This is a genomic window from Gemmata palustris (genome assembly GCF_017939745.1).
GTDB classification, from domain to species: Bacteria; Planctomycetota; Planctomycetia; order Gemmatales; family Gemmataceae; genus Gemmata; species Gemmata palustris.
Genome location: NZ_JAGKQQ010000001.1, coordinates 3,498,193 through 3,512,323, shown reverse-complemented (window position 1 = coordinate 3,512,323; position 14,131 = coordinate 3,498,193). Strand labels below are relative to the sequence as shown.

The 14,131-nt window shown below is 63.4% G+C and carries 19 protein-coding genes; all 19 read right to left on the bottom strand.

All coding sequences use genetic code 11. From position 1 onward, the window contains the following. Positions 1–7: 7 nt before the first annotated feature. Complete coding sequence (locus tag J8F10_RS14410) at positions 8–478, bottom strand: hypothetical protein (RefSeq protein WP_210654623.1); 471 nt, start codon at positions 476–478, stop codon at positions 8–10. Between the two features lie 13 nt (positions 479–491). Next, positions 492–869: a hypothetical protein gene (locus J8F10_RS14405; protein WP_210654622.1), complete on the bottom strand. Its 378-nt coding sequence runs from the start codon at positions 867–869 to the stop codon at positions 492–494. A 10-nt stretch (positions 870–879) separates the two neighbouring features. Next, positions 880–1,374: a hypothetical protein gene (locus tag J8F10_RS14400; RefSeq protein WP_210654619.1), complete on the bottom strand. Its 495-nt coding sequence runs from the start codon at positions 1,372–1,374 to the stop codon at positions 880–882. Beyond that, positions 1,374–1,754 carry a hypothetical protein gene (locus J8F10_RS14395; RefSeq protein WP_210654617.1) on the bottom strand — a complete coding sequence of 127 codons (381 nt, stop codon included), beginning with the start codon at positions 1,752–1,754 and terminating at the stop codon, positions 1,374–1,376. The genes J8F10_RS14400 and J8F10_RS14395 overlap by 1 nt, the downstream gene beginning before the upstream one ends. After that, the gene (locus J8F10_RS14390; RefSeq protein WP_210654615.1) at positions 1,751–2,203 is read right to left on the bottom strand and encodes a hypothetical protein; all 453 of its coding nucleotides are present in this window, start codon (positions 2,201–2,203) and stop codon (positions 1,751–1,753) included. Before J8F10_RS14390 ends, J8F10_RS14395 begins: the two co-directional genes overlap by 4 nt. Then, a complete protein-coding gene (locus J8F10_RS14385; protein ID WP_210654612.1) occupies positions 2,200–2,676 on the bottom strand; it encodes a hypothetical protein in 477 nt (158 codons plus the stop codon). Before J8F10_RS14385 ends, J8F10_RS14390 begins: the two co-directional genes overlap by 4 nt. Next, complete coding sequence (locus J8F10_RS14380) at positions 2,676–2,891, bottom strand: hypothetical protein (RefSeq protein ID WP_210654603.1); 216 nt, start codon at positions 2,889–2,891, stop codon at positions 2,676–2,678. The genes J8F10_RS14385 and J8F10_RS14380 overlap by 1 nt, the downstream gene beginning before the upstream one ends. Positions 2,892–3,044: 153 nt before the next feature. Then, positions 3,045–4,307: a phage major capsid protein gene (locus J8F10_RS14375; RefSeq protein ID WP_210654601.1), complete on the bottom strand. Its 1,263-nt coding sequence runs from the start codon at positions 4,305–4,307 to the stop codon at positions 3,045–3,047. A 70-nt stretch (positions 4,308–4,377) separates the two neighbouring features. Then, positions 4,378–4,884: a hypothetical protein gene (locus J8F10_RS14370; protein ID WP_210654599.1), complete on the bottom strand. Its 507-nt coding sequence runs from the start codon at positions 4,882–4,884 to the stop codon at positions 4,378–4,380. A 54-nt stretch (positions 4,885–4,938) separates the two neighbouring features. Continuing rightward, the gene (locus J8F10_RS14365) at positions 4,939–5,757 is read right to left on the bottom strand and encodes a hypothetical protein (RefSeq protein WP_210654597.1); all 819 of its coding nucleotides are present in this window, start codon (positions 5,755–5,757) and stop codon (positions 4,939–4,941) included. Continuing rightward, positions 5,757–7,253: a phage portal protein gene (locus J8F10_RS14360; RefSeq protein WP_210654595.1), complete on the bottom strand. Its 1,497-nt coding sequence runs from the start codon at positions 7,251–7,253 to the stop codon at positions 5,757–5,759. The genes J8F10_RS14365 and J8F10_RS14360 overlap by 1 nt, the downstream gene beginning before the upstream one ends. A gap of 48 nt (positions 7,254–7,301) precedes the next feature. Then, on the bottom strand, positions 7,302–8,681 hold the full coding sequence (locus tag J8F10_RS14355; protein ID WP_210654593.1) for a hypothetical protein: 1,380 nt from the start codon (positions 8,679–8,681) through the stop codon (positions 7,302–7,304). Next, a complete protein-coding gene (locus tag J8F10_RS14350; RefSeq protein WP_210654591.1) occupies positions 8,617–9,060 on the bottom strand; it encodes a hypothetical protein in 444 nt (147 codons plus the stop codon). The genes J8F10_RS14355 and J8F10_RS14350 overlap by 65 nt, the downstream gene beginning before the upstream one ends. Positions 9,061–9,085: 25 nt before the next feature. Then, the gene (locus J8F10_RS14345; protein WP_210654589.1) at positions 9,086–9,718 is read right to left on the bottom strand and encodes a sigma-70 family RNA polymerase sigma factor; all 633 of its coding nucleotides are present in this window, start codon (positions 9,716–9,718) and stop codon (positions 9,086–9,088) included. Next, positions 9,715–10,038: a hypothetical protein gene (locus J8F10_RS14340; protein ID WP_210654587.1), complete on the bottom strand. Its 324-nt coding sequence runs from the start codon at positions 10,036–10,038 to the stop codon at positions 9,715–9,717. Before J8F10_RS14340 ends, J8F10_RS14345 begins: the two co-directional genes overlap by 4 nt. Positions 10,039–10,112: 74 nt before the next feature. Beyond that, complete coding sequence (locus J8F10_RS14335; RefSeq protein ID WP_210654585.1) at positions 10,113–10,310, bottom strand: hypothetical protein; 198 nt, start codon at positions 10,308–10,310, stop codon at positions 10,113–10,115. Positions 10,311–10,386: 76 nt separating this feature from the next. After that, a complete protein-coding gene (locus J8F10_RS14330) occupies positions 10,387–12,816 on the bottom strand; it encodes a phage/plasmid primase, P4 family (RefSeq protein ID WP_210654583.1) in 2,430 nt (809 codons plus the stop codon). Positions 12,817–12,823: 7 nt separating this feature from the next. Further along, on the bottom strand, positions 12,824–13,045 hold the full coding sequence (locus J8F10_RS14325; RefSeq protein WP_210654581.1) for a hypothetical protein: 222 nt from the start codon (positions 13,043–13,045) through the stop codon (positions 12,824–12,826). A 67-nt stretch (positions 13,046–13,112) separates the two neighbouring features. Next, complete coding sequence (locus J8F10_RS14320; RefSeq protein WP_210654579.1) at positions 13,113–13,559, bottom strand: hypothetical protein; 447 nt, start codon at positions 13,557–13,559, stop codon at positions 13,113–13,115. Positions 13,560–14,131: the final 572 nt, after the last annotated feature.

Below are 14,131 nucleotides of genomic sequence, written 5' to 3'. Positions count from 1 at the left end.
CCCTGCGTTACGACCTGCCCCGGTTGCGGCGCGCCAGGTTCGGCGCCGGGGCTTTGGCTTTTGGGCGTTTGTCCACCGGGAACGAGTCCTCCATTGCCTCGTTCAGAATCTCCTTCACCTGCTGTGATTTGTGCGTGAGCAGGTCCATGATCTCGCCGCTGTCGGCGGACATCATGCACGAGAGCAGGACTACGGTGCCTTGCGTGGTCTGCAGGAACTCCATCGTGCGCTCGGACTCGAACGAGTAGTATCCGTCCTCGCGCTGCTTACGCAATTCATCGGCACGCTTCACGTACTCCGCTTCCGGGTACACGTCGCGCAACTCGAGTAGCGCCGCCTTCGCGCGGTCGTACAGTTTCTGTTCCACCGCGAGCATGGTGCCCTGCGTGAGCACCGGTGCCACGGTGAAGGTCTTGCCGTTGTGCTCGATGGTCTTGGGCGGCCCTTTGATGCCCAGGGCCGCGCTTCGCTCGCTCATGTGGTCCCGCCTGTTACGTGAAGATGATGCTGAACTCGCCATCGCTCTCGAAGGTGCAGGACACCATTCCGGGGTCGCCGCCGGCGCTGATCTCGGCGGAGTATTCCACGCTCGAGAGGCGCGCGTTCAGGGCGAGCTCGATGCCCGCCGCGAACCCCAGGTGAAGCTCGTACAGCGCGTTCACGGTCAGGGGCATGTTGCCGGCGTTGTAGGCGCCATCGACCACGGGTGTGGCCGCGACCCCGCCCGCGGTGGTGCGCTGGAAGTTGTGGCCGAACGCGAAGAACTTCTTCACCCCGCCCTCGACCGGCAGCCGCCACTTGCCGAACTCGTAAGACTGAGCGCCGAGCCTCACGTAGCTGTTGTTCCCGCTGATCCAGTTGTCTGCCACGGCTGTTACCTCACAAGGTGCTGCCGACGATCACAACCGTGACGTCGATGGATGTTGCCCCGGTGTTCGCGAACGTCATCGTCTTGTGGGTCGCGTCCACGGTGATGCCGCTGCCCGCGGGGTCGCCCGCCTGACAGAACGACTCGCCCGCGCGGAGCACGTGGCCGTCGGTCGCGCCCGCGAACCACACGAGCCCGTTGCTCGCGCCCGGGGTGATCTTGAGCACGCCCGACGTCCCCTCGACCTTCACCACGATCCCGAGCGCCTTGGTCAGCGCCACGGACTCGCCCGCGAGGTTGGTGAAGCTCTTCAGGTCGACGGTGGTCGAACCCGCGGACGCGATCGTGAGCACCGCGGCATACGCCTGGTTCCACGCGGCGACGTCCAGCCCCGAGAGGTTGAACGTGACCTGGTTGTCGCCCTGCGCGAGATCCGCCCAGTCGGTGACGGTCTTCGTGAAGGCGAACGTGTTGTTCGCGAGCAGGTTGAACGACGAGAGCGGCATTACAGGTCCAGGAGTACGCGGATTTCGATGTTGGTCGCCGCCGTGGTCGTGACGAACGCCGTAGTCACAGCGCCCGCGGTTCCGGTGAACGGGTACGGCACGCCGGAACCCTTGAGCCACACGAACGGCACCCCGGCCGCGAGGGTGATGGTGTCCGTGGGACTCCCGGAACTGTTGATTTTCAGCGTGCAGTCGAGGTCCGTTTTGATGAAGACGGACAGCAGTTTCGCCTGCGCCCACTGCAGGTCCACCGCCTGGTTGGTGACGGTTCCCAGGGTGAGCGACGAGTTCTGTTCCACGCTCCCCGTCTTCGTGCTCTGAACGGCGACCTGGCTCGAGCCGGCGCCCCAAACCTGACTGACCGTGTGCGTGATGCTCATGAGCGCCTCTCGAAGGTGTAAATCTGTAGCGCGATCTGGTCGAAGTCGTAGCCGTCGGCGAGCGTCGAGCGGTCCAGGAACAGGCTGTCGATGATCTCCACCTGCTTCACCGCGCTCACCGCGATCGGGTTCGGCTTCATGTACCGCGCGCGGGTGGCCTCGCGCCAGGCCGCGATGGTGTCGATGTTCGTCAACTGGTCTCGGTCGTTCGGGGTGATGAGAGTCATCTCCACCCGGTACCCGACCTTGAACACGTTCCCGAACGCGATGCGGACGATCTGGTCCGCCTGCTCCGCGGCGCTGATCGTCACCTGGAAGTGATCGTCGACGCCCTCTTCTTTCTTCGGGAGCTTGCGCTTCACCACGCGGAGGCACTCGGTGCCGATCTTGAGTTTCGCCGCCTTGTGATCGGCAACGACCGCGTCGAGGATGTCGTTGAGCACACTCACAGGATCTGCGCTCCGTGGCGTTTGATCGCGACGACCCGGTACCGCTGCGGCCCGTTCGCGTCCCGGTCCACGACCCGGACCGAGTCTACAACCCACACGGAGAACTCGTCGTAGCCCGCGTCGGCGTAGGTCGCGGGGACCGCCGGCGAGCCGTCGGGTGGCTCGAACCAGGTCAGCACTCCGTCAGTGATCTTGTCCCCGATCTTCGGCACCAGCACGCCCGACGGAGCGACCGAGGCGGGAGCGATTCCCCGGAGCTGAGCCGTCCACATGTGGAAGACGGTCGCGTCCTTCTGGAGCAGGTTCGGGTTGTTGTCCTGCGCGCGCCGGAGGTCCTCTTTCGTCATCTCGTTGCGTTGCACGTACTGCACGCGCGACACGTCCGCCCAACACGACTCGCCCTTCTTCGAGGCGATGCCCAGCGTGAGCGGGTCGTCGATGAGCAGGTAGTCACGGGACAGGTCCAGTGCCATCAGAGCACCATCTTCGTGGACACCACGTAGGGGGACTGAGCGTTGACGGTCTTCTGCAGCGCGGTGATGAGCCGGGCGAGCCCCTCTCGCCACTCGTTGCGGCTCACGGTCTTGCCGTCGAGCGTGTACGTGGGCTGCGGGTTGACCGAGTCGGCCGCGAGCGCCGTGGCGTACCCCGCGATGGTGGTGTTCAGGTTCTCGGCGACGGTCGGCATAGTGCGGCTCCGCGCCGGTGGTGGCAGATCTGCCATGTCCGGCGAATTCGGCTTACGGGTCGTTAGTGACTGTCCCATATGCCTCGAAATCGCCGTATTTTCGAGTTGTCACCCACGATTTCTCAGGCTTTTTCGCACATATGGGACAGTCACTTACTCCTTCGTGCCGCGGTACACGAATCGCGGCTCCTTCACGAAGGGGACGCCGTGCTCCCGGGCGACCCAGATGCCGACGATGTCGCGCCGCGCGTCCTCGCTCGAGAGCGGGGCGCTGTTGACCTGGAAGGGGATGATCTGCCGGTAGCGGAAGGCGCGCTTGAAGTCGCCCATGTGCCAGCGCTCGGGCGCGTTCGTCGTGTTGACGGAAGCCGCGATGAGCCGGTTGTACCAGATGCGCGACACGACGATGGGCGCGATGGGCCGCACCAAACTGCGGGGCGTTTGCGTGAGCGTGTTCCCGGTGTCCGTCGCCCGGCGGATGAACTCGGGGTACAGCACGCTCTCGAGGTTCATCTGGCGCTGCGGCATCACGAGCAGTTGCGGCGCGGCGACGGTGATCTCGAACCCGGTGCCGGGATCGGTGTTGCCTTCGAGGATCTGGAACGCGCTGTCGATGCTGGCGTAGTTGGTGAGCTGGTTCGTGCTCGAGTTCGTGTAGTTGTTCGGGATCTCGCCGTTCGTCGTCAGGTACGTGTTCGCGGCGTTCCCGTCGCGGCTGTACGTGTTCGTGATCCCGAGCACGCAGTCCGCCTGGCGCTGTTCCTTCTTGTACGCGACCGCGGTTCCAGCGCTCTTGCACGCGCTCTCGATCATGTCGGTGCGGTCGTAGATGAACACCTTTTCGTTGAGCTGGATCACGTTCCCGAATCGCTGGTTATCGGGCACCTCGACGTAGGTTTCCTTTAGCCCCACGGTCGGGTACGGCTCGGCGTCGTTCAGGTTGTCGCTCACACCGCCGTCGTTCATGACGCCGATCATCTTCCCGCCGTTCACCCGCTCCTGCTTCACTTCCATGAGCGAGTCGCCGATGAACTCGGGCGCGGTGTACGCCTCCATCGTGAGCGCATCGACCAGCCCGGCTACAGTGTCCGTGAACGCGCTGATCTTGGCGAAGTGCGAGGGCAGCACGACCGCGCCTTCCGCCTCCTGGAAGCTGCCGTACTGCTCGCGGAGCGCGAACGCCCGGCGCACGTCGGACGGCCCGGCGTTGCGCCCCAGGAACGTCACTGCGATCTCGCGCGCGTCCAGGTGGCGCGGGTCGATGAGCCGCTCGCCTCGGTTCACGAGCGGCAGCCCGTCGTCGTCTTCGGAGATGCCGAACATCTCGCGCAACTGCCCGCGGTACCCCGCCAGGCCGCGCCCCTCGTTCATGTTCTGCTCGAGAATCTTCTTGAGCTTATCGGCCAGGAACGCCATCGGAGGTACCTCGGAACAGTGTGTTGGGGTGGGCAGTCATCAACTTCTGGTTGACAACTGGGTGAGCGGTTTACGCCATCGCCTGCGGACCGGCTTGCGTGGTGGTGAGGTTGCCGGCGAGCTCGAAGTACAGGAACGTGTCACCGGTCACGGCTGCGCGCGACAGGCGGCCGAACGCCAGGTTTGGCGTTGCGACGATGGCCACGATCTGGTCGGCCACGCCCACGAGACCGCCGGACCCGGTGCCCGCCGGACCGACGTAAGCGCCGATGTCCGAGCCCGAGCCGAGCGCGGCGCACGGGTACTTGCACTCGCCCGCGCTGGCAATCAGGATGTCTCGCGTGTCGCCCGCGAGTTTGGCGTCGAGCGCCACACCCAAGAACACGTCGTGTGCCTGTTCCTGGTTCTGGGCCAGCGTGCCCGCGTCGCCCAGCGCGCTGATGGGGCTCGCCTTCGAGGACACGAGCGCCACGAAGTCACCGGCGTAGATGGCACTGGCGACGGTACCCGCGACGCGCTTCGCGCGAGCGTTGCCGCCGATCAGTCGCCCGGCGTTGCTGTAGAGTGCGTCTGCCACGGGTTCGGCTCCTTGTGCATGAACGGGTGATTGTCACGGCGCCGTGACAGTTGGTTAACTGCGGAGCCACTTCTTGAGAGCGGCTTTGTCCTTGGGCGGCGCGTCCACGGGTGTGGCGTCCGTTTGTTCGGTGAGCGTGGTTGCGGTGCTGCTCGCCGCGGTGACATACTTCTTCGGCTTCTGCAGCGCCGCGACGGTCTTGGTCAGGCTCGCGACCTGTTCCGTGAGCGACTTGACCGGGTCCGCGTCCGTCTGCTCCTTCACGGGTGCCGTCGACGAGACGAGCGTTTGCAGCTTCGCCTTCTTGCCGGCGTTGTCGAGCGACTCATCGTTGAGGACCGCGAGCACGGACTCGCAGAAGGTGTCAGTCGCGGACGACATGTCCACCACAATGGTGTCGGCTTGCTCCATAAGCCCCGTGACGGTCGCCGGGCCGCTTACGACGTCCACGGAGGTGACCTTGCTGATGTTGGTGACCATCTTCACGCCGTCCTTCATGTAGAAATCGCCGTCGGCAACGTGCGACAGCCCGAAGAAGTTGAGTTTGCGCTCGATGTCCTCTTTGAGCATCGAGGTGAGTTGGGCCTGCGACTTCAGGTACACGAGGTCGCCGCGGACCTTCTTTTCCGACTCGACGAACCGCACGTTGCGGAGCCGGCCGTAGCGCTCCCGTGTGGCGCGGCTCTCGCCCTTCTTGCCGTGGTTGTCGTAAACCTCGGCGCCCTCGTAGAGCGGCACGGCCGAACGCATCGCGGTGTCCGTGTAAACCCGTTTGTTCTTGCTGCGCTGACCCAAGATCACGACGTTACGCAGGACGCCGTCCTCGTTGAAGTCGGTGCCTTCCCACAGCGTCGTTTCGATGAGCTGAGCCATTACGAATCGCCCCCCTGGTCGCGCTTCATCTGCCCGCCCGCGGTCTGCGGTTGCTTGGCAGCGAGCTCGGCAGCCTGTTCTTCCGGCGACGGCCCGGCCGCGGTGAAGTTGGCCTGTTCCTTTTCGTAGTCGAGGCCCTCTTCCGCGCTGATCGTCTGCGGGCTCTTGATCTTGGCAAGCCGCAGGATCTCGTTGCGCTGAGCCTCTTCGAGCTTCTGGCGCACCACCGGCACGGTGTAGTTCACGTGCAGGTCGATCTGGTCGAGCACGTCCATCGGGATGTTGTCCCGCTCCTGCTCCGCCGCGATCTCGATGACCGCTGTGAGGACCGCATCGACGTACTCCGCCAGCACGCCCTGCTCACCCTCCACGAGCTTGATGAACGGACTCTCCGCCGTGAGCGACGATGCGTAGCTGGACGCGGTGGAGTCGCCGGAGATGAGCCAGTACGGGCACTCCAGTGCTGCCGCGGTCGCCTCGAGCGAGAGGCGCACCGACATCGCGGCCGCTTCGGAGTTGGGCGACGGGGGAGGCGGTTGGTACTCCAGCCCCTCGGGAATGTCTTGAACGGTGCCCGGTTCGATGAGCTGGTACGTGATGTCGTGCGTGCCGTTCTGCGTGGCGACGGAGTACGTACCGGCGGCGTTGGCGCTCTGCAGCGACTGGATCGCGCCCACGGGTGCTTGTGCGTGCTGGCGGACGTAGGCGATGGACGCCCGGATCTTCTCGCCTTCACGGGAAGCGTGGCGCAGCTTCTGCCCGCCCTGTAGTTCGTCGATGCACGCGGTGAGCGCCGGCAGCCCGCGCTTCTGGTTGAGGTTCGAGCCGCGCTTGAGGTGATGCACAAATTGTGCTGGTACCCGACGCTCGGTATTCGTGCTATAGTCGCGGACGTTGTAGGCGACGGGTACGCCCGGACGGTCGCGGTCGGTGAGGATGCCCCACGACCACGGACCCTCGAACGACTCACCGGACGGGGGTACGATCGCGTCGGGTTCGATGAACCGCATCGCGGTGATGCCGTCGTCCATCGGGGTGAGCTGGATGAAGCACTCGCCGTCCGTCAAGTACCGGCGGTAGATCTCCCGCTCCACGATCCGCCAGCAGCACGCCTTCTTGAACTCGTCGAGCAGCGCGAGGATGGCTTTGGACAGGCTCTCTGGGGCTTCGGCGTCCGGGTCGGTGGACTGCACTTCCTGCGCGCTACCGGTGCCGATCGTGTACCGGCCCATGCCGTTGATGCCGCCCGAAGCGTTGGGGTTGCGCTCGTACAGGAACCGGCTGACGTGGCGAAGGCGGTTGAGCTCTTGAAGGGTGCGGACGGTCTGCAGCTTGTCCTGGAAGAGTTCCGGCCCCCAGATGGGCGTCAGGGGGCGGTTGTTCCAGTAGTTGAATTCAGCGTCGCTGACCGGCGTGCCGTAGATGTCCTGCGCGGTCGCTTCGGTCAGCGGACCGCGGAACCAGTTGCGGGGGTTCAGGCGCGAAAAGAACGACATATGACATAATCATACCTCGTTATGTAACCGCGCGCAATTGAGGTGCGCTCATATTCGTAGGACTTTCTGCTGTTGTGGGCGCTTTGTACCGGTGAGCAGTACGTTCAGCGCCTGTGTCGCCAGCTCCACCGCGTCAGGTCCGTCATCGTGACTTCCGTTTGGTAGCTCTCGCGTCTGCTGCACCGTGAGCTTGTTCGCCCGCGTCTGCCCCACGAAATGCAGTCGCTTTTGCGCGAGGAACGGGGCGAGCGATACCTGAATGCGTGCGTGCTTCGACTGGTCGGAAGGCGTCTGGTGCAGATCAATCGGGATGTCGAGACCGGCCGCACGTAGGTGCTCCTGGATAGCGAGTCCGACCGCTTCTTGGAACATCGTCGCTTCGCAGATAAGGCGGTGGAACGGTCGCCCCTCACGCTTCGCGTTGCCCACGATCGCGACCGCGCGGGCGTATAAGGCGGGCAGCGGCTCGCGCTCGAGGTGCATCGTGGCGTAGAGGTGCCTGTCGCTTAATAACGTCATGTCACAAAAGGCAGCGAAATCAGACGACGAGGCGCCGGTCTTGCTCTTGCTGGGGTCGAGCGCTAGCACCCGGAACTGCTCGGGGTTGCGGTGGCCGATGGGCAGTTCATCGACCCACAACCACGGGCCGAAGTAGTCGTCTGGGAACGCGCGTAGCGAACCGTCACCGGTCGGGTTGCACTGGTACAGGGCGTCCCAGAGGTACGAGAGCCCGCGCTGCTCGAACTTGTCCCGCGTCTGCTCGTACCACCCATCGCTATACCGCTCCGGAAACAGCGGCTCGCCGGGTGCGCGACCGAGCACGTCGTTCTCTTCCGCCAGCGCGGGGAAGCGTAGCACTATCCAGTCATCTGCCTCGGTCTCGAGGAGCCGCCCGCGGAGGTCGTCAATGCTCCACGGCGTCCCCACGAGCGCGACCCATCCGTCTGGGGCGAGACGTGTTTCGGCAACGCTGGTGTATGTAGTCCATACACGGTCCTTGATGGTCGGCGAACTGCTATCCTCGCTGCCCTTGAACGGGTCGTCGATTATCACGCCGTCGGCCGCGAGTCTGGTAACGCTGCCCTGGATGGACGCGGCCCGCATGTAGCCGCCGTGATTGGTGTACCACGCATTACGCGCCTTCGCATCCTTCTTCAGTTCGAGCGAACCATTCGGACACAGGTGCGCGCCGAACTCCAACACGCGGTCACGAGCGACCTGGGAGTGAGCGGCGGCGAGGTCCGCGGAGTACGAGAGCAAAATGAGCTTGATGGCGGGGTTGTACGCCATCGCGCACGCGGGGAAGAGCTGGCTCACGATGGTGGATTTTCCGTGCTGCGGCCCGACGCACACCATCAGCCGCTTACACAGCTTGCCCGCTTTCGGGTGCCCGGGTGGGAACCGCAGCTGCTTCGTCAGCAGCCGCATCAAGTGGCTTTGCAAGACCTGATGGAACCTCCCCCAGATGTGGTACGGGTGGGCGAGCCGTCCCAGCGCGATGGGTGTGAGTACCGGCAACTGCGGCATCGAAGGCGAGCGCGGCGTCGAGCACGTTGGGGTCATTGATGGGCTGCGTGTGCGGTTGGGGCGCCGGGCGGTTCAGGTCGATGGACGTGGGCAGGAGCTTCAGCCACATCTTCTCGTAAAAGAGCGAAAAGTTATCATTGGATGACTGCGCCCACGCGATGAGGGCCGGCACGCCACCGAGCCCGTGGAACGCCATTTCGAGCGCTTCCTTGACGACCACAGTGGTGCGGTTCTTCGATCCCTTCTTGCGCCCAGAACCCGCTGCAGGGGGCTTTTTCACAACAGACTCCAACAGAATAGTGCGGTCACGCCGCTTGTAGCTGATGCCGAGCGCGGACGATGGCGAGAGCCTCGTTGCGCGTGCGCCGGACCCAGTCACGGTTACGGCAGTACTTCACCGCGAGCTCCTTGTCGTTCATCGGCGGTAGGGGCTGGCCATCCACCTCACGGGGGGTGAATGGAGCGAGCAGGATATCGCGCTGCAGTGGGGTGAGGTCGCCAAGTAGCCGCTCGACTCGCTCTCTCGTCTCGAGCGCGTCATCAGGTGCCGGCTCGCGGGACGGCGGATCGGCCAAATCGAAGTGGCTGCTCTCAGACCGCAGGTGAGTAAACCCCGAGAGGGAAGGGGCGAACCAGTCGCCAGTTTCCGTGTAGCTCCAGTTCGGCAGGGCACGCGAGCTACGAACTTTTTTGCTGATGCAGGTGTAAGCGTAGGTGGCGAACTTGACCCCCATCGCGGTGTCGTAGCCACGCGCCGCATAAATGAGCCCCAGGAACGCATCGGAGAGGATCGAATCACGGTCGATGTGGTAGACGCACGCCCGAATCAGGCGCGACGTGTACTCCCCGGCAATGCGGTGCGCCATCGGGATACACGATTCGGCCAGCTCGCGCTGCTCGTCGGTCAACCGGGCCTGCTCGAAGGTCAGACCTTTCACGAAACACCTCCGGTCGGGACCAGGCGCCTCGCGGGTACGAGTACCTCGCGCCACGAGTCGCCGTACCGCTCCTGGTACCACGCCACAACCTTTCGGGCGCACTCGGTCGGTGTGGGGCTAGACCCGGGCAACCGGATCAGCACGCCGTTGAGCCTAATCTTGGCGATGAACAGCCGCCGGCGACCGCGGCATTTGTGCCCGCTGTCGAAAACGCCCATCGCTTCTTCATCACGATGCGATTCATAAACGTGACGGTACCCGGTCGGGTTGCGCAGAGACTTCAGCAGTTCGACGTCCGCAATGGTGATTGCTGCAGCCACGGTTCCTTCCCCCGAGTGGTTGCACAGGTTATCACACGATTATACCTCGCTGAACGCCCGCGCGCAATTGAAGGCTAAACGAACAAGGAAGGTTGTGCGAGTTTGGGGTTGCGCAATTCGGCCAGCCAGAAAGAACCATTGCCTTGGATTCGGTGTATGGCTTCGGCATGCGAACACGGTTCGCCAACCTTCCGCCACTTCGCTGCCTTCTCGATCGGCTTAAACCACAGTTGGAACAGGATGCGGGCAGGCTGTTCGTCGTTCGGGCTCATGGGGGTGACTCTTGGGGTGGAAACTGGAACGGGTTGGCACGCGTTCCAAAGCAGTGCGGCTCGCACTATAGCGCTACTAATGCTCTAACACATCAGATAATAAATCCTTCTCAATACTAGACTGCGCTGGAGTGGTACACGTTCCAGCCCGTTCCACGGGCTCTTCGGCGTCGCCCCAATCGGCACGAGCGCGGATACCGATACCATTGTAAAACCGAACACGCTTGCCACTCACACGCGGTTGCGAAGTCGTGATGTGGGGGAACGCAGCGCGAAGATCGCGACCGAAGACATTGTCATCGCTACATTTTTTGTTGCACGACTCGTTCCAGTCCTGCCACTCGTGACAGAGTTGGTGAATTGCCACATCGTACTGAGGGCCGATGCTGCAGCGCTCCCTGACGAACGCTTTGACGGGGGAGGACAGGTCTTCCACTTCGCGATGGAAACGAGTCGCCGCTTCGTTCTGGGTAAACGCCATCCGGTTGGTACAGAGGCGAACGAACCCACGAGCGGCCCACGCGAGGATGGCGGGGAGTTCGCGCGTGAGTTTCTGGTCGAGGTCGGGATCTTCGCGACCGAGGAACGAATTCGGAAAGCTCAGAATGTGGAACCGCGAAGCGAGCGCTCCGGAAGCATCAGGGAGTTGCGGAACTTCGTTCGTCGCGATAACGAACCGCACCTTAAGGAAAGTGCTAATGCAGGGCCTGCCCTTACGATTCACGCTCTGCTGGTCGTTACCGCTGATGCTGAGCAAGCGCTCGACCACGGCGGGCAGGTCGGCGCGGCCGGCGAGGCGCGCATCAGGGATCGTCGCGATGCGCTTACCGAGCAGCGGGGCGAGCCCGAAACTTTCACCTAACCGGCTGAACGTAGTCGATGCAATGTTCGCCTCGCCGATGAGCTGCGCCATGAGACGGAGCACGGTCCCTTTGCCGCTACGAGGCGGACCAATCAGCATGAGAATTTTGTTCGCCGCTGTGCTCGCGCTGAGCATGTAGCCGAGCCATTCCTGAAGACCGAGGATGGATCGGGAGTCACCGTTGAACCATTGCTCCAGAGCGCCCAACCAGACTGTGGGCAACTCAGGTTCGCCGACAGGAACCTCGAAGGGCAGCGCGTTGAACGAGAACAGTCGCGGCGTCGGCGGCTCGAACGGCGGGCGCCCGGTCGCGATGTCGGCAAGCGTGAACAGCCCGTTGGGTGCCGCGATCACGTGGGCTGGATCATGGGTCACATTGCCCCACAACCAGAACGGAGCATCCGCCCCGGTGTCTGGTTGATTGACCATGCCCGACAGGTTGACCTTCACGTCGCTCTTCGTCTTGGTCGTGACCGGGAACAGAGTAGGTGGCTTGCCCTTCTTGTCTTCGAGCGCGACGGCCTGGGCATGGACCGCGAGGCGAACGGGGAAGTCAATCTCGAAGACGTGCCGCGCGTGGCGCGCAACATGAGCGTCCAAGTCCGAGTCTGGGACCGGGCGCCAAGCAGTTTGCCACCTGTGGTAGTCGTCTCGCCATTGGAGAAAGGTGGAGTGCCCCTCGAGCGTGCGAGTCTCATCAACCAGCAGGCGCGCGAGACGGTGCGGGTCGTTCCACGCCTCGCCCGGATTGGGGCACGGGAAGCGCGGTGGGGCGTCGGGTGGGGGAGTCGGGAGAATCCGCGGCGGGCGGGCGGGACGCGATGCCCCGTCGATCAGCGTTCGCAGCGCGTCCACACCATGAGTCACAAGAAAATCATCGAGTCCGAGCTTGGAACCGTCCGCCGCGCATGGGAGGCGCGCAACGCGAATGGTAGCGCCCGCCTGGTGCAACGTAACCGCCAAGTGCCATTCAGCCAGCCTGACGTTCGGGTTCGTCGCGGCATCGGAGTCGTAGATAATTGTGACGGGGCGGGACTGCCACGATATGGCGGCCAGCTCGTCAATCAGAACCCGCGGACCAGTCGGTTTGCCGCCCACTTTCGGGCGCGCCTTCTGGAACGAGTACACGCCACTGAGACCAATCGTAGCGATGCCGTCCTGATCCGCAGCGAGACACTTTTTGATGCCCTCGGTGATGACGAGCGGCGCGAGCGGGTCCGCGATCGCCGCGATGGTGCGCGGAGGGAAATAAGCCCCGCACGGCCGCCCTTTCGGGCACTCATATTTTCGCGCCTTACCCTTCGCGTTAACGAGTGGTGCGTCGGGCTTGAGGGTCGCGTAATCGCGCGGCTGCCCATCAATGCCGACATGTGGGAACACCAGACACGGACCGAGGCGGTCGGCGCGCCTCCAATTAATAAGACGAGCCACGGCGACGGGATCGGACTCGGTGTGGATCGCCGCGGCTACGATCGTCTCATCGCGGAGCCCGGAAGCGCGGAGGTCCGCCAGATGTCGCGCGCTGAGAGGTGATTGCGCGTCGGCGGAGGATGGCACAGCGGACATGTGGTGCGAAACCTGGGGGTGGGGGGGGGGGGGACAGGAGGAACCTTCCCGCAGTTGCGGGAAGGTGGTTGGAAACAACGGGGCACTACGAGGAGATCGCGAAGCCGCCGCCCTTGGGCTGGAGTCGCGAGAGGAGTTCTTTCACTTTGTCTGCGCTGACCTGGACATCCACCAACTGCTTGCCGCTTGTGAGCGTGAAAGTCACCATCTGAGACCCATCTCCACTGACGGAAGAAATCGACGCCGCCGCGATCTGGTCGAACCGCAAGAAGTGTTCGATACCGTCGGATTGGAAGGCGAAAAACATCGGCGGAACTCCAACTAGGGAAAAAGGGTGAACATCCCGGTGACGTCACCGGGATGTCCGGGAACAGCTACACTTTTGCGTTACGAATCAGACTAGCGGCCATACGAATACCGCTGGCGAAGCCGTAGCTGTAATCGTTCTTGCCGTAAGTGCGCTCGTAATATTCGGCGGACTTATCGAGCGACTCAACCACAGCGCCGAAGATGCCCTCGACGACTGGCTTTACGACGCGGTCCCATTTGTCCTGACCGGGTTCGCGTCCGTGAATCGAACTCGGAGGAGTGGCGGCCGTGAAGAGCCGCTCGCAATTGTCGCATCCATACTTGATGATGGGCGACGAGACATTGTCAAAAATGAAACACTCACCCGCCCGCCCGCAGAGTGGACAGGTGATATGCACGATGTAGTCGCCGGGGTCAGACGCGGGCTTCCATCCGATCGTCCCGGTCTTGGGGCGAGCTTTGGTCTTGGTCGGCTTCTTCGCCTTGATCACGGTCTTCGGTTTCGTCGGCATCAGCTGATCGTCCTTAACGTCCGGGGAGTGAAGTTAGGTACGTAGCCGCCCGGCCGGTACGCACCTTCTACGAGGACCCGCAACGAAGCGCGTCAGAGTATGTTGGGTTTGAGATTGGTCGTTAGCCGGCAGCCAGTAGCGCGCCCAGTTCGGAGTGCGCGCGGGCTGCTTCACGCGAAGCCTTCGCGGGACTGGCGGGTGCAGGAGAGTCGGAGGCGGGAGCGCTGAGCTTGGCTAAGAACCTGGTTATTGCCTGCTTGGTCGTCAAAAGGCGAGCACCTGAACGGATGTGCTCAAGCCGCACGGTCTGCCCGTTCTGGTCCTTGGCGCCGCGGAGGGCGTGACGAGTCGGAGTCGCAGGCGATTTCGCGCCGGTGATCTCCGCAGCCTGAGTCATTGTTAACAGGGGCGGCTCGCCAAGAAGCCGTTCGACGACGCCAGTAGCGTCCAGTTCTGTATCCGTGGACATGCGCGACCCTTCTTAATGAGGGGCGCGAAACGGCTTGACCTGCTTACGCATCTCGCGTAAATAGAGCAGCGTTCCGGCCCCGCCTCACGGTGGGACAGTTACA

What these genes read in the sequence shown, in the direction of transcription:
- J8F10_RS14410 (WP_210654623.1), bottom strand. Translation starts at nt 478, where the DNA reads ATGAGCGAGCGAAGCGCGGCCCTGGGCATCAAAGGGCCGCCCAAGACC.
- J8F10_RS14400 (WP_210654619.1), bottom strand. Translation starts at nt 1,374, where the DNA reads ATGCCGCTCTCGTCGTTCAACCTGCTCGCGAACAACACGTTCGCCTTC.
- J8F10_RS14395 (WP_210654617.1), bottom strand. Translation starts at nt 1,754, where the DNA reads ATGAGCATCACGCACACGGTCAGTCAGGTTTGGGGCGCCGGCTCGAGC.
- J8F10_RS14385 (WP_210654612.1), bottom strand. Translation starts at nt 2,676, where the DNA reads ATGGCACTGGACCTGTCCCGTGACTACCTGCTCATCGACGACCCGCTC.
- J8F10_RS14380 (WP_210654603.1), bottom strand. Translation starts at nt 2,891, where the DNA reads ATGCCGACCGTCGCCGAGAACCTGAACACCACCATCGCGGGGTACGCC.
- J8F10_RS14375 (WP_210654601.1), bottom strand. Translation starts at nt 4,307, where the DNA reads ATGGCGTTCCTGGCCGATAAGCTCAAGAAGATTCTCGAGCAGAACATG.
- J8F10_RS14365 (WP_210654597.1), bottom strand. Translation starts at nt 5,757, where the DNA reads ATGGCTCAGCTCATCGAAACGACGCTGTGGGAAGGCACCGACTTCAAC.
- J8F10_RS14360 (WP_210654595.1), bottom strand. Translation starts at nt 7,253, where the DNA reads ATGTCGTTCTTTTCGCGCCTGAACCCCCGCAACTGGTTCCGCGGTCCG.
- J8F10_RS14355 (WP_210654593.1), bottom strand. Translation starts at nt 8,681, where the DNA reads ATGCGGCTGCTGACGAAGCAGCTGCGGTTCCCACCCGGGCACCCGAAA.
- J8F10_RS14335 (WP_210654585.1), bottom strand. Translation starts at nt 10,310, where the DNA reads ATGAGCCCGAACGACGAACAGCCTGCCCGCATCCTGTTCCAACTGTGG.
- J8F10_RS14325 (WP_210654581.1), bottom strand. Translation starts at nt 13,045, where the DNA reads ATGTTTTTCGCCTTCCAATCCGACGGTATCGAACACTTCTTGCGGTTC.
- J8F10_RS14320 (WP_210654579.1), bottom strand. Translation starts at nt 13,559, where the DNA reads ATGCCGACGAAACCGAAGACCGTGATCAAGGCGAAGAAGCCGACCAAG.